The organism is Burkholderia sp. WP42, from assembly GCF_000745665.1.
In the GTDB taxonomy this organism is placed as follows: Bacteria; Pseudomonadota; Gammaproteobacteria; order Burkholderiales; family Burkholderiaceae; genus Burkholderia; species Burkholderia vietnamiensis.
This window is the reverse complement of sequence record NZ_KN050724.1, coordinates 198,982-210,603: the sequence shown is the minus strand read 5'-3', so window position 1 is coordinate 210,603 and position 11,622 is coordinate 198,982. Positions and strand designations below refer to the sequence as shown.

Here is an 11,622-nt window from a genome sequence, read left to right as displayed (position 1 = left end):
ACAACAGGACACTGAATGACGAATCCGATCAAGGATAACGAGATCCTGCGCTATTACGAGGCGGAGATGCGCTATTTGCGCGACGCCGGCCGGGAGTTTGCCGATGCATTTCCCGATCGCGCGCGCGAGCTGGGCCTGGATCGCGGAGGCGAGCGCGACCCTCATGTGGAGCGGCTGCTCGAAGGCTTCGCGTTCCTGATGGGCCGCCTGCGTCACAAGCTCGACGACGAGCTGCCCGAGTTGACCGAAGGGCTCGTCAGCATGCTGTGGCCGCACTATCTGCGCATGATTCCGTCGCTGTCGATCCTCGAGCTCACGCCGGACATGGGTGCGCTGCAAAAGCACGAGACGCTCGGCGCCGGCCTCGAGGTGACGTCCGGACCGATCGCGACGGGCCACACAGACGGCGCACCCGCACACGTCGAATGCGTGTACCGCACGACGCAGCCGATCGATCTCTACCCGATCACGCTCACCGACGCAGGCGCGTGGGCGCGCGAAGACGGTCGCTCGGTCATCCGGTTGCGCCTGGCGATTCAGCCACAAGCTCAGCGTGAACGACTGCATGTACCGCGACTGCGGCTGTATCTCGACGCGGACCGGCCGATTGCGCTCGCACTGCATGCCGCGTTGACGGCGAAACCGCTGGCAATGCACGTGCGTGTGCCCGGTTTCCCGGAAGATCGCCCCGGTGCGCCTCAAGATATACCGGGGCTTCGGATCGAGGCGGCCGGCTACGCGGGCAACGAACGTCTGTGGCCGAAGGCCGACAACGCGTTCGGCGGCTACCAATTGCTGCTGGAGTACTTCACGTTCCCCGAGAAGTTCATGTTCGTCGACCTGCTCGGGCTCGACATCCAGGCGCTTCCACCGTCCGCGCCGCATGTCGACGTCGAGATCGTGCTGGCAAAGCCGTGGCAGGACGACATGCGTTTCAACGCGCAGAACGTGCGGCTCTACTGCACGCCGATCATCAACCTGTTTCCCGTTCAGGCCGATCCGGTCAAGGTCACGCAGTTCGAGACCGAATACCGGGTACGGGCGCGCGAGCAGCACGGCCCGTTGGTCGATATCTACTCGATCGACGCGGTGCACGGCATCGATCGCGGCCGACGCTTCGAATATGCGCCGTTCGCGGCATTCCGCCATCGTGGCGGCATGCTGCGCCATACGATGCCCGAGCGATATTTCCATTCGCACGTGCGACGCGCGCCTTCCGGACGGTTCGATACGTGGGTCGTGCTGGGCGGCCACGCTTGGGAAAGCGAGCATGCGCTGCCCCCGGAAACGCTGTCGCTGTCGGTGACGGGCACCAACGGCATGCTGCCGCGCAAGGCGCTGCGCGATGCCAGCATCACGCGGATGCGCGCGGGCTTCACCAACATCGCGGCAGTGCGCAATCTGACCGCACCGACGCTGCCGGTCTACCCGCCGACCGGCGATCGCTTCCAATGGCGTGTGCTGTCCCATCTGGCGCCGAACTATCTGTCGCTGCTCGATGCGGAAATCCTGCGCGGCTCGCTCGCGTTGTACGACTGGACGGACGGGGAGTTGAACCGGCGGCGCATCGAGGCGATCACCGACGTGCGTCACCGGCCATTGCAGAAGCTCGTGAAGGGCGGCTTGATGCGCGGCGTCGAGATTGCGGTGACGATCGACAGCACGCGTTTCGCGGGCAACGGCGATCTCGAGCTGTTCGGCGCCATGCTGAACCGGTTCCTCGGCCTCTATGCGACGGTCAACCTGTACACGAAGCTCGTCATCGTGTCGCAGCCGACCGGTCAGCGGCTCGAATGGCCCGATACGAAGGGCGAAGGAGCGCCGTTTTGAACGCACTTCCGACCCGGTCGGAACGCAGCTTGACGACCCTGCCGCCAGCCCACGCGGACCGGATGTTGTTGCCGGCGCTGTTGGATCAGGCGCATCGGATGAATTTCTATCGCTTCTGCGCGTTGATCGAACTGGCGTCACCCGATGCAGCGCCGCTCGGCGCCACCGATTCGCCCGCGACGGATCCGGTCCGGTTCCGCTCACGTGGCCAACTTGGGTTTCCGGCGCGCGAGATCGATGCAGTCGAATACGACGCGGACGATCCGGCGAAGCCGGTTGCGGTGCGTACGACGTTCCTCGGTCTGTACGGCGTCGACGCGCGGATGCCGACGTACTTCGTCGACGAAGTGGCGCAGAACCGCGACGGCGCCGAGCCGCTGTCGGCGTTCCTGGACCTGTTCCACCATCGTATTGCGACGCAGTTCTACCGGATTTGGCGCAAGTATCGCTATCCGGCCGGTTTCCGGCCGGATGGCTTCGACACGGTCTCCCGCGGTGTGCTCAGCTTTGTCGGTCTTGGGTTCCGGTCGCCGGACACACATGCGCCTGACTGGGGGCTGCCGCAGGGCGTTGGTGCACGAACGCTGCTGTCGATGCTCGGACTAGCCGCTCAGAAGACGCGTACCGCGGAAGGGCTCGCCGGCGTGCTGACACATGCGATACCGGATGCCGCGATCGACGTGGAGGAGTTCTATCCGGTGTGGCGTACCGTCAACGATTTCGAGCCTGCAGCGCTCGGCGAACAATGTCTGCTCGGACGCGGATTCTACGATCGGGCGAACACGGTACGCATCGTGATCACGCCGCACACGCGCGAATCGGTCACCGCGCTGGTACCCGGGCAACCGGCATACCGACAGATCACCGCGTTGCTGCGCTTCTACCTCGGCTACGAAAGCGAAGCGCTGCTCGAGATGCAGGTGCATCCTGACCTGATGCCGGAACCGTTGTTGGCCGCCGGTCAGGCGAACCTCGGCCTGACCACGCAGCTCGGGTCGCCGCCTGCGGTAGGGCGCGGACCCACTCGCGTGACACGGGTGCAGTTGGGGCGCTGGAGCGGGGCGACGGAAACCGTATAAGCCCGCAATACGATTCGCTGGCACAACGCGACGCAGAACTCGAAACATGGACAACAATCAGATGAACATTTTAAGGATACCGATTGGACGAAGCCTGGCCGGTGCAGTGGCCACCGTGGTGGTCGTTGCGACCGCCGGTTGCGGCGTCGGCCAGGCCGTGAAGGACAGCACGGTGGACGCTGCGAAATGGGCCTTCACGACGCAGGTGAAGACGATGAACCTGGACCTCGTCGCCCGCTCGTCGCTCAATGCCAACGCAGCGGGGCAGCCGTTGTCGACGGTGGTGAGGCTCTATCAGTTGAAGGACGCGAAGACCTTCGAGCAGCTCGACTATACCCAGTTGCAGACCAACGATCTCGATGTGCTGAAGGCGGATCTGCTTGCGACCAAGGATGTCGTGTTGCGCCCGGGCGCGAGCGCCAGCGTGGTCGAGCCGATGAACCCGGACGCGCAGGTGGTCGGCGTCGTGGCGTTCTTCCGTGAGCCGTGGGACGGCGCGGTGTGGAAACTGGCGGTGCCGAAGAAGCAGTGGAAAAAGACCGATCCGGTGAAGATCGAGGTGCGCGACAACACGCTTGTGCTGGTCGACGCGAAGGACCGGCCGATCGTGCGATCGGCGCCGCAGCAGAGCGCGCCGGCGCCGAAGCCGAAAGCGTCGGTGCAGCCCGGTACGCAGGATGAGGGTTGAGCAATTACGCTATTCGATCTTGAGCGGCGCAACGAGATGCGGTGTATCGGGCTACCGAATGATCCTGGATCGGCCGGATAGCAGATGACTGGGCTTGGAAAAATCGGAGGTAGCGGGAAATGCACAAAATGATGGCGCTGAAAGGCAATGCAACGACAACGGGCGGTCACGTGCTCGATGGTGACGAGTCCGATCTGGACCACGGACAACCCTATGCTTATCACATGGGCCGAGCGTCCTGCGGCCGTTGCGGCCAGACCGGGTCGATTTTCGGTACGGCGAAAACGTGGGGTGTAGGCAATACACACGGTGTACTCGACGGCGACATCGTCATGTGCGCATGTCCGCCCGGCGAAAATCGCGTCATTGCCCGGTCGACGTCGTACTACGGCGAATAGCCTGGCGGCCGGGAGTCTCACTTAGTCATATGCGGCCCCGGTAGGCATGGGTGCACCAAACGCCATCGAAACCGATCTGCATCAGCCCCCCGAAGTTCAACGCTTACCCGCCCACCCCGCACAGATCGCCCGCTTCACGCACTTGAACGATTTTCGATCCGCGTGAAAAAAATACAACCGGCGCCGGCCCCAACGCGCAACCCTCGCCCACGCACCAACTAACTCCGCCGCTTGATCTGCGCCCGCACCTTTTTTAGTATGAAGTAATCGAGGCATGCGCGTACGCACCCGTTCCGTCGCAAAGGAGACACATGCAGTCGAGGCCGGCGGCTCCCATAACCATCGTCGTGATCGGCATCGCGGTTGCCTGCGCGCTCATGGGCCTGTGCGTGCTGCAACTGTTCCAGAGCCGCACCGACGCGCTCGAGCGGGCAAGCGAAACGTCGCGCAACCTCGGCCTGATCGTCGAGCGCGACATCCAACGCAACTTCGAGCTCTACGACCTGTCGCTGCAGGCCGTCATCGACGGCCTGAAGCGTCCCGACGTGATGAATGCCCCGCCGAGCGTGCGCCGCGCAGTGCTGTTCGACAACGCGATGACCGCGCGCTTTCTCGGCTCGATGCTGGTGCTCGATGCCGACGGTAACATCGTCCTCGATTCGGCTACCGACGTGCCGCGCCGCGGCAATTTTGCCGATCGCAAGTACTTCACCGTCCACCGCGACCATCCGGATGTCGGGCTCTATGTCAGCGATCCGTTCGCGTCGCGGCTGCGCGGCGGCGCGCTGAGCATCGGCCTCACGCGGCGGATCTCGAATCCGGACGGCTCGTTTGCCGGCGTCGTCCTCATCGCACTGAACCTCGAATACTTCCACCAGCTGTTTGCCGGCCTGTCGCTCGGACAGCACGGCTCGATGTCGCTGATCCGCGACGACGGCGTCGTGGTGATGCGTCAGCCATACGATGCGCAAACCATCGGCCGCGACGTCAGCCGCGGGGCAACCTTCGGGCGCTTCCAGGCCGCGCGCGACGGCGTGTTCTCGGAAAAATCGTCGCTCGACGGCGTGCGCCGTCTGTACTACTTCAGGCATCTGCCGAAGCTGCCGCTGATCGTGATGGTCGCCGAAGCGGAGCAGGACATCTACGCGTCGTGGCGGCACCGCGCCGCGACGATCGGCGCGCTGGTCGCAACGTTCGGTGCGGCGTTCATCGCGGTGTCGGTGATGCTCGGCGCGCAGCTGCGGCATCGGATGCGCGCGGAATCGGAACTCGTGCTGCTCGCGCGCACCGACGGTCTCACCGGCCTCGGCAATCGCCGCAGCTTCGCGGAAGTCCTGGAGCGCGAATGGCGTCGCGCACGGCGCGCGCGCTCGGTGTTCTCGCTGTTGTTCGTCGACGTCGACCGTTTCAAGGCCTATAACGACACCTATGGTCATCAGGCCGGCGACGACGCGCTCGCGGCGGTGGCGCGCTGCATCGGCGACAACATTCGCCGGCCGGTCGACAGCGCAGCCCGCTACGGCGGCGAGGAGTTCGTCGTGCTGTTGCCCGACACGCCCGAGCCGGGCGCCGCGCGGATCGCCGAGCGCATTCGCGCGGCAATCGACGAGCTGGCGCTCGAACACGTCGGCAGCGAGCATGGGCACGTGACCGCAAGCATCGGCCTGGCCAGCTGGACGCCCGAGCGCGATGAGGAAGCCGACAACATGATCAAGGCCGCGGATCGGGCGCTATACCGCGCGAATGCGACCGGGCGAAACAAGGTTGCGGCGTTCCGGCCGTCGACATGACGCTGCGCGACAGTGGGCTACAGTGAGCGTCAACCGCCTTGACCCAAGGGCGAACACGAGGATCAGACGATGCAACTTCACACCGGCAACCTGTTCAGTCCCGAAGCAAGCCGCGGCAGCGACGAGCAGGTCGACGTGCTCGTCCACGGCGCGCGCGTCGATATCGAGCGAATCGTGTCGATGGGCCACGCGAGTCCCGCTGGGTTCTGGTACGACGATACGCGCGCCGAATGGGTGGCGTTGCTGTCCGGCGCGGCGGTGCTCGAGTTCGAAGCCGATGGGTCGCGGCTCGAGATGCGCGCCGGCGACTACCTGCTGATCGAACCGCACTGTCGTCATCGGGTCGCATGGACGCATCCGGACGAGCCGTCCGTATGGCTCGCCGTCTATCACGAACGCTGACGCGCAGGTCTGCCGCAAGCGATCGGCCCGTGACTGCGCCCACCGGTGCCAGCGCCGATGCCGGGCGGCCCGCGCAAGATCCCGCGTCCTTACCTCACGCATTCGAGTACGTATCTCAGCCCCTGGCCGAGCAGCCCGCGCCACACGTCCCACGTATGCCCGCCGTCGACGACGCGCAGTTCGGCCGGATTTTGCGCGCGGCGCAGCTGCGTGTACAACAGGCTCGATTCGGCCTGGATCGTGAGGTCGTCGTCGCCGGCCGCGATGAACATCGGCACGCGCCACGTGCGCGTGAAATAAGCGCGCATCAGCGCCGGATAGTTGAGCTCGTGCCATACGCGCGGATCGAATTGCCGGTCGCCGAACACGCCCACATAACGCGCGGCGGAATTCAGCGGCGGCTCGTTCGCGTAGATCGCGGGGCTCAGCAGCATCGCGCCGCAGAACAGGCCCGGTTCGAGCAGCGCGAAGCGCAGCGCGCCGAAGCCGCCCATCGACACGCCGCCGATCGCGCGGCCCGCGCGCTGGTTCGACACCGCGAAATGCGCCTCGACCTCCGGCAGCAGATCGTTGAGGAACGCGCTCTGCATCTTCTCCTTGCGGTCGACGTACCAGTCGGTGCCGCCCTGCGGCATCACGATCACGACGGGCGGGATCTCGTGGCGCTCGATCAGCGTGTCGGCCGTGACCTGCAGGCGGCCCTGCGTGATCCAGTCGTTCGCGTTGCCGGCGTTGCCGTGCAGCAGATACAGCACCGGATAGCGCGCGCCTTCCGCGTTGTAGCCGGGCGGCAGGTACACGGTGTACGACCAGTCGCGCTTCAGCGCCGCCGACCGGAACGAACGCAGCGCGATGCTGCTGCCCGGATTGAGCGCCGATTCCTGAGCGGCCGGCGCAGCCGCGGCGGGCGACGCGCTCGGCGACACCGCGGGCCCGCCGGGCGTGGCGTGAGCGGTGGCGAGCGTGGCGGCGAGCAGCACGGCGGTGATTGGCAGGACGAAGCGGCGCATGGCGAAGCGTTTCAATGGAGGCGACCGCTATCGTAGCAGCCGCGCATGACGGCTCGGCCGGTCATCGTCGCGAACGGAACGGCGACGGCAGCCGCGACACGAGCGGCCCATAGAGTTTCGCGACCAGATACAGCAGCCCCATCGCGACGACATCGGCGGTCAGCCCGAGCGGCACGTCGAGATAGCCTTCGGTCGCCTGGTACAGCAGCGAGTCGACCGCGAGCGAGATGCCGGTGCCCGCGACGAAGCACAGCAGCCCCTGGCGGCCGATCGTGCCGATCCACGGCATCGCATGCGCGACCTTCTTCATCCAGCCGAGGTGGACGAGCTTGGCCGCGAGCCACGCGATCGCGACGAAGTTCGCGAGCCGCAGCGCACCGAGGTTCTGCTTGATCGACGGATCGGTCGGGAACGGCTCGATGCGCAGCCGGTAGTACGCGCCCGCGGCGACGATCGCGAGCGAGACGGCCGTGAGCAGCCAGCCCTGCGGTTTCGGCGCGAGCGTCTGGTAGACGGGCTGGCAGCGCGCGATCACGCCGAGCACGAACAGGAACTGCCACGCGAACGGGTTGAAGTCCCAGGGCACGCCTTCGACGGTCGGCAGGAAGCGCGCGGCATGCGGCGCCGCGTACCACAGCGAGCCGCTGAACGCGAGCAGCAGCCACGGCTGCGCGCGCGCGAGCGGCAGCGCGAGCGGAACCAGCAGCGCGAAGAACGCGTACATCGGCAGCACCGACGCGAGATACGGCTGGCGACGGAACAGCAGGATGTCGCGCAGCGCGACGAGCGGCTTCTCGAGCAGGCCGTCGAGATCGTTGGTCGGCATGTTCGGGCCGTCGATCGAGAACGCGTTCAGCATGGCCGTGATCAGCAGCATCAGGCCGGCCGTCACGAGGAACGCACGATAGATCTCGAACGCGCGCCGGATGAAGCGCTGGCGCGCGGCTGCCTCGTCGTGGCGCTCTGCAAGCGAGTTGTAAGCGATGGCGGTCGCGAAGCCGCCGAGGAACACGAATACCTCGGCCGCGTCGCACAGCGCATACGCGTGCAGCGTGACGCGCGACAGGATGCTGCCGCCGATGTGGTCGACGACGATCACGAGCAGCACCAGGCCGCGGAAGAAATCGAGCTCGGCGTAGCGGCCGGCCCGGGCCGGCGCGGTCATCGGAGCGCCTCCCGGCGCCCGCCGCATGCGCGGCTGGCACGTGCCGCGCAGGAATCGGGGTGAAGCATGACTTCGTGAAGAAATGGCGAACGGATGCGCATTGTGCCACCGATGCCGCTGCCACCGGGTTTACGCGGATGGCGGCCCGTCCGGCCAACGCCGGCAAGCCGCGGCGGGCCGCCGGCGCAGTACGCCGCAGTACGCAGTTGGACGAGCGCAACGGTTTGCGCCGCGCACCCGCAGCCCGATGGACGGACGATTTCCGACGTGACACCATTTTGTCCTCACGCGGCCGCACACCGCGTCGTCCGCACGGCGGGCCACGTAAACAACAGACCAAACATGCGCCGGTTGCTCGACCAACCCGGCCCAGGCTCCGGAGATTCGTCATGAAGAAGCACGTCATTCTCACCGCCGCGCTGGCCGCTTGCGCCGCGCCGGTCCTTGCGCAGAACAGTGTGACGCTGTATGGCCTGATCGACGAAGGCTTCAACTACACCAACAACGTGAACGTCAACGGGCTCGGCAAGACCAATTACCAGCTCGCGAGCGGCTACGCGCAGGGCAGCCGCTGGGGCCTGAAGGGCAGCGAGGATCTCGGCGGCGGGCTGAAGGCGATCTTCACGCTGGAAAACGGCTTCGACGTGAACAACGGGCGGCTCGGCCAGGGCGGCCGCATGTTCGGCCGCCAGGCGTTCGTCGGGCTCAGCGAATCGCGCTTCGGTACGCTCAGCTTCGGCCGCCAGTACGACTCGGTCGTCGACTACCTCGCGCCGCTCACGGCCAACGGCAACTGGGGCGGCACGCTGTTCTCGCATCCGTTCGACAACGACAACACCGACAACTCGTTCCGCGTCAACAACACGGTCAAGTACGCGAGCGCCGACTGGAACGGCCTGACGTTCGGCGGCACCTACAGCTTCAGCAACAGCACCGGCTTCTCGAACAACCGCCAGTACAGCCTCGGCGCGCAGTATTCGCTGGCCGGGCTGCAGGTCGCGGCCGCGTATCTGCAGGCGAACAACCCGGGCGCCGGTAACGCCGGCGCGATCGCCGCCGACGACGCGAACTTCGTCGCCGACCGCCTGCGCATCTTCGGCGGCGGCATCAACTACACGTTCGGCCCGGCGACGGTCGGCTTCGTTTATACGAAGACGGACGTGAAGAACCCGGTGTCGACGGTCTACCTGCCGGCATCGACGTTCTCGGGGCTTGGGCTGAGCGCGACCAAGTTCCAGAACTTCGAGGTCAACGGCAAGTACCAGCTCACGCCAGATTTCTATCTGGGCGCGCAGTACGTGTACACCGACGGCAAGTTCGACGCTGCGGCCGGTTCGTTCAAGCCGAAGTACCACACCGTCGGGCTGATGGCCGACTACAGCCTGTCGAAGCGTACCGACGTCTATCTGCAGGGCGCCTGGCAGAAAGTGGCCGGCGACAAGACCGGCACCGCGGCGGACGGCGGCTATGTCGTCGGGACGGACGGGCCGTCGTCGTCGTCGAACCAGTTCGCGGTGCGCGCCGCAATTCGCCACAAGTTCTGAGCGGGCAGCGCAGTGCAGCGCCGGCCGCCGCTGCGCCCGCGGCGGCGCGCGACCATCACAGCTGCGCTTCGATCGCGGCCTTGTCGATGACCGACCAGACCTGCCGGATCCTGCCGTCGTCGAACTCGTAGAAGACGTTTTCGGCGAAGGTCACGCGCCTGCCGTCGACGGCCAGCCCCATGAACGTGCCGCGCGGCGCACACGCGAAGCGCAGCCGCGCCGCGATGCGCGGCGGCTCGCACACGAGCAGCCGGATCTCGAAACGCAGATCCGGGATGTCGCGGAAATCCTGCTGCAGCATCACGCGGTAGCCGGCCAGGCCCAGCGGCCGATCGTTGTGGATCACGTTGTCGGCGACGTAGTCGCCCAGCGCCGCCCAATCCTGACGGTTCAGGCAGTCGATGTATGCGCGATAGCGGATCGCGAGGTCGGATTCGGTCATGATGGCAATGCCTCCTCGTATGTCCTCCGGTTGCTTCGATGGCCGCGCGTCGCTCAGCGCGGCGGCGTGTCGTTCGACAGAAACGATACGAACGCCTGCGTGTATTTCGGCAACTGGTCGAACGAGCGCGCGCACAGCGTCAGCTTGCGATGGCTCCACGCATCGGACAGCTCGACGAGCCGCACGTCCAGCGTCTGCGCCGCGCGCTCGGCCGCATGGCGCGACACGATGCCGATCCCGACGCCGCTTTCGATCACGCGGCAGATCGCGTCGAAGCTCTTCAACTGGACACGGTAGCGGATTCGCTTGCCGAGCGCACGCGCCTGCTCGGCGAGATGGACCTGCAGCGCGCTGCCGTCAGTGAGCCCGATGAAGTCCGCATCGACGATTTCGTCGAACGCGACGTGCTCGCGTGCGGCGAGCGGATGCGCGGCCGGCACGACCGCGATCAGCCAGTCCTCGCGGAAGCGCTTCTGCTCGAGCCCGTCGAGGCCGACCGAATCGGCGACGATGCCGACCTCCGCGGTCTTGTTGCGAATCGCATGCACGATCTCCTGGCTCGAACGCTCCTCGACGCTGATCGACAGTTTCGGATGATGCGGCAGGTATGCGGCGAGCGCGTCGGGCAGGTATTCGCTCAGCGACGCCGTATTGCACAGCAGCCGGATGTGCCCGCGCAGCCCCTGGCCGTATTGCTGCAGCTCGCCGCGCATCTGATCGATCTGTTGCAGCACCGTGCGTGCGTGATGCTCGAGCGCATGGCCGGCATCGGTCGCCTGCACGCCCGACTTCGCCCGGTGCAGCAGCGGTACGCCCAGTTCGTCCTCCATGCCGCGGATGCGCTCGCTCGCGGCCTGCAACGTGATGTGGGTCCGCTCGGCGCCGCCCGTGATCGTGCCGGCCTCGCAGATGTTCAGAAAGAGCCGCAGGTCGGTCAGATCGAAGCGCATGGTCGGAGCGGGGCGTCAGGACGGGAATGGCCGATAAGTTAGCAGGAACGGCCGCGCCGGTCTCGGGCCGACCTCAGGCCTCAGGCTGAGCCTGAGACACGGTTCGCCGCTTCCGCATTTTCGGGGCGCGATCGGTCACCGATCATCGCCGCATATCGATCCAGGAGGAGACCGGGATGTGCGACGAGCCGTCGTGGGGTGTGTCGTTCAAGATCGCGTTGCACCTGTTGTTCCTGTGCATCGGCGTCGCATGGGCCTGCGCCGAGCTGGTCGACTGGCTGCGATGAAGGCCGCGCCGGCCGTCCGAATGCCGTTCCGGCGGTC

At 66.2% G+C, this 11,622-nt stretch carries 11 protein-coding genes; 7 read left to right on the top strand and 4 right to left on the bottom strand.

Features of this window, described 5'->3' with window-relative positions:
- Window positions 1-15 precede the first annotated feature (15 nt).
- From tssF to EX20_RS25580, 6 genes are all read left to right on the top strand, one after another.
- Window positions 16-1,830 carry a type VI secretion system baseplate subunit TssF gene (gene tssF / locus EX20_RS25600; protein WP_034195156.1) on the top strand — a complete coding sequence of 605 codons (1,815 nt, stop codon included), beginning with the start codon at window positions 16-18 and terminating at the stop codon, window positions 1,828-1,830.
- Between the two features lie 62 nt (window positions 1,831-1,892).
- Window positions 1,893-2,909 carry a type VI secretion system baseplate subunit TssG gene (tssG, locus tag EX20_RS25595; RefSeq protein ID WP_011881747.1) on the top strand — a complete coding sequence of 339 codons (1,017 nt, stop codon included), beginning with the start codon at window positions 1,893-1,895 and terminating at the stop codon, window positions 2,907-2,909.
- A 46-nt stretch (window positions 2,910-2,955) separates the two neighbouring features.
- The gene (gene tssJ / locus EX20_RS25590) at window positions 2,956-3,597 is read left to right on the top strand and encodes a type VI secretion system lipoprotein TssJ (protein ID WP_011882412.1); all 642 of its coding nucleotides are present in this window, start codon (window positions 2,956-2,958) and stop codon (window positions 3,595-3,597) included.
- A 128-nt stretch (window positions 3,598-3,725) separates the two neighbouring features.
- Window positions 3,726-3,995, top strand: a complete 270-nt coding sequence (locus tag EX20_RS31405; RefSeq protein WP_224056530.1) for a PAAR domain-containing protein — start codon at window positions 3,726-3,728, stop codon at window positions 3,993-3,995.
- A 311-nt stretch (window positions 3,996-4,306) separates the two neighbouring features.
- Window positions 4,307-5,785, top strand: coding sequence for a sensor domain-containing diguanylate cyclase (locus EX20_RS25585; protein ID WP_034195155.1), 1,479 nt, complete (start codon window positions 4,307-4,309; stop codon window positions 5,783-5,785).
- Between the two features lie 69 nt (window positions 5,786-5,854).
- On the top strand, window positions 5,855-6,187 hold the full coding sequence (locus EX20_RS25580) for a cupin domain-containing protein (protein ID WP_011882409.1): 333 nt from the start codon (window positions 5,855-5,857) through the stop codon (window positions 6,185-6,187).
- 89 nt (window positions 6,188-6,276) lie between these two features.
- Here EX20_RS25580 and EX20_RS25575 read toward each other — a convergent pair whose 3' ends face one another.
- Together EX20_RS25575 and EX20_RS25570 are read right to left on the bottom strand one after the other, a co-directional pair.
- On the bottom strand, window positions 6,277-7,197 hold the full coding sequence (locus EX20_RS25575) for an alpha/beta hydrolase (RefSeq protein WP_034195154.1): 921 nt from the start codon (window positions 7,195-7,197) through the stop codon (window positions 6,277-6,279).
- Window positions 7,198-7,258: 61 nt separating this feature from the next.
- Window positions 7,259-8,362, bottom strand: a complete 1,104-nt coding sequence (locus EX20_RS25570) for an OpgC domain-containing protein (protein WP_034195153.1) — start codon at window positions 8,360-8,362, stop codon at window positions 7,259-7,261.
- A gap of 389 nt (window positions 8,363-8,751) precedes the next feature.
- Between EX20_RS25570 and EX20_RS25565 the strand changes: the two genes are divergently transcribed.
- Complete coding sequence (locus tag EX20_RS25565; RefSeq protein ID WP_011882406.1) at window positions 8,752-9,906, top strand: porin; 1,155 nt, start codon at window positions 8,752-8,754, stop codon at window positions 9,904-9,906.
- Window positions 9,907-9,961: 55 nt separating this feature from the next.
- Here the strand turns inward: EX20_RS25565 and EX20_RS25560 are convergent, their stop codons facing one another.
- Together EX20_RS25560 and EX20_RS25555 are read right to left on the bottom strand one after the other, a co-directional pair.
- On the bottom strand, window positions 9,962-10,348 hold the full coding sequence (locus EX20_RS25560; protein ID WP_034195152.1) for an ester cyclase: 387 nt from the start codon (window positions 10,346-10,348) through the stop codon (window positions 9,962-9,964).
- A 53-nt stretch (window positions 10,349-10,401) separates the two neighbouring features.
- On the bottom strand, window positions 10,402-11,298 hold the full coding sequence (locus EX20_RS25555; RefSeq protein WP_034195151.1) for a LysR substrate-binding domain-containing protein: 897 nt from the start codon (window positions 11,296-11,298) through the stop codon (window positions 10,402-10,404).
- Window positions 11,299-11,622: the final 324 nt, after the last annotated feature.

Excerpts from the sequence above, each read along its gene's own strand:
- tssF (WP_034195156.1), top strand. The coding sequence starts at position 16 with ATGACGAATCCGATCAAGGATAACGAGATCCTGCGCTATTACGAGGCG.
- tssG (WP_011881747.1), top strand. The coding sequence starts at position 1,893 with ATGTTGTTGCCGGCGCTGTTGGATCAGGCGCATCGGATGAATTTCTAT.
- tssJ (WP_011882412.1), top strand. The coding sequence starts at position 2,956 with ATGGACAACAATCAGATGAACATTTTAAGGATACCGATTGGACGAAGC.
- EX20_RS31405 (WP_224056530.1), top strand. The coding sequence starts at position 3,726 with ATGATGGCGCTGAAAGGCAATGCAACGACAACGGGCGGTCACGTGCTC.
- EX20_RS25585 (WP_034195155.1), top strand. The coding sequence starts at position 4,307 with ATGCAGTCGAGGCCGGCGGCTCCCATAACCATCGTCGTGATCGGCATC.
- EX20_RS25580 (WP_011882409.1), top strand. The coding sequence starts at position 5,855 with ATGCAACTTCACACCGGCAACCTGTTCAGTCCCGAAGCAAGCCGCGGC.
- EX20_RS25575 (WP_034195154.1), bottom strand. The coding sequence starts at position 7,197 with ATGCGCCGCTTCGTCCTGCCAATCACCGCCGTGCTGCTCGCCGCCACG.
- EX20_RS25570 (WP_034195153.1), bottom strand. The coding sequence starts at position 8,362 with ATGACCGCGCCGGCCCGGGCCGGCCGCTACGCCGAGCTCGATTTCTTC.
- EX20_RS25565 (WP_011882406.1), top strand. The coding sequence starts at position 8,752 with ATGAAGAAGCACGTCATTCTCACCGCCGCGCTGGCCGCTTGCGCCGCG.
- EX20_RS25560 (WP_034195152.1), bottom strand. The coding sequence starts at position 10,348 with ATGACCGAATCCGACCTCGCGATCCGCTATCGCGCATACATCGACTGC.
- EX20_RS25555 (WP_034195151.1), bottom strand. The coding sequence starts at position 11,298 with ATGCGCTTCGATCTGACCGACCTGCGGCTCTTTCTGAACATCTGCGAG.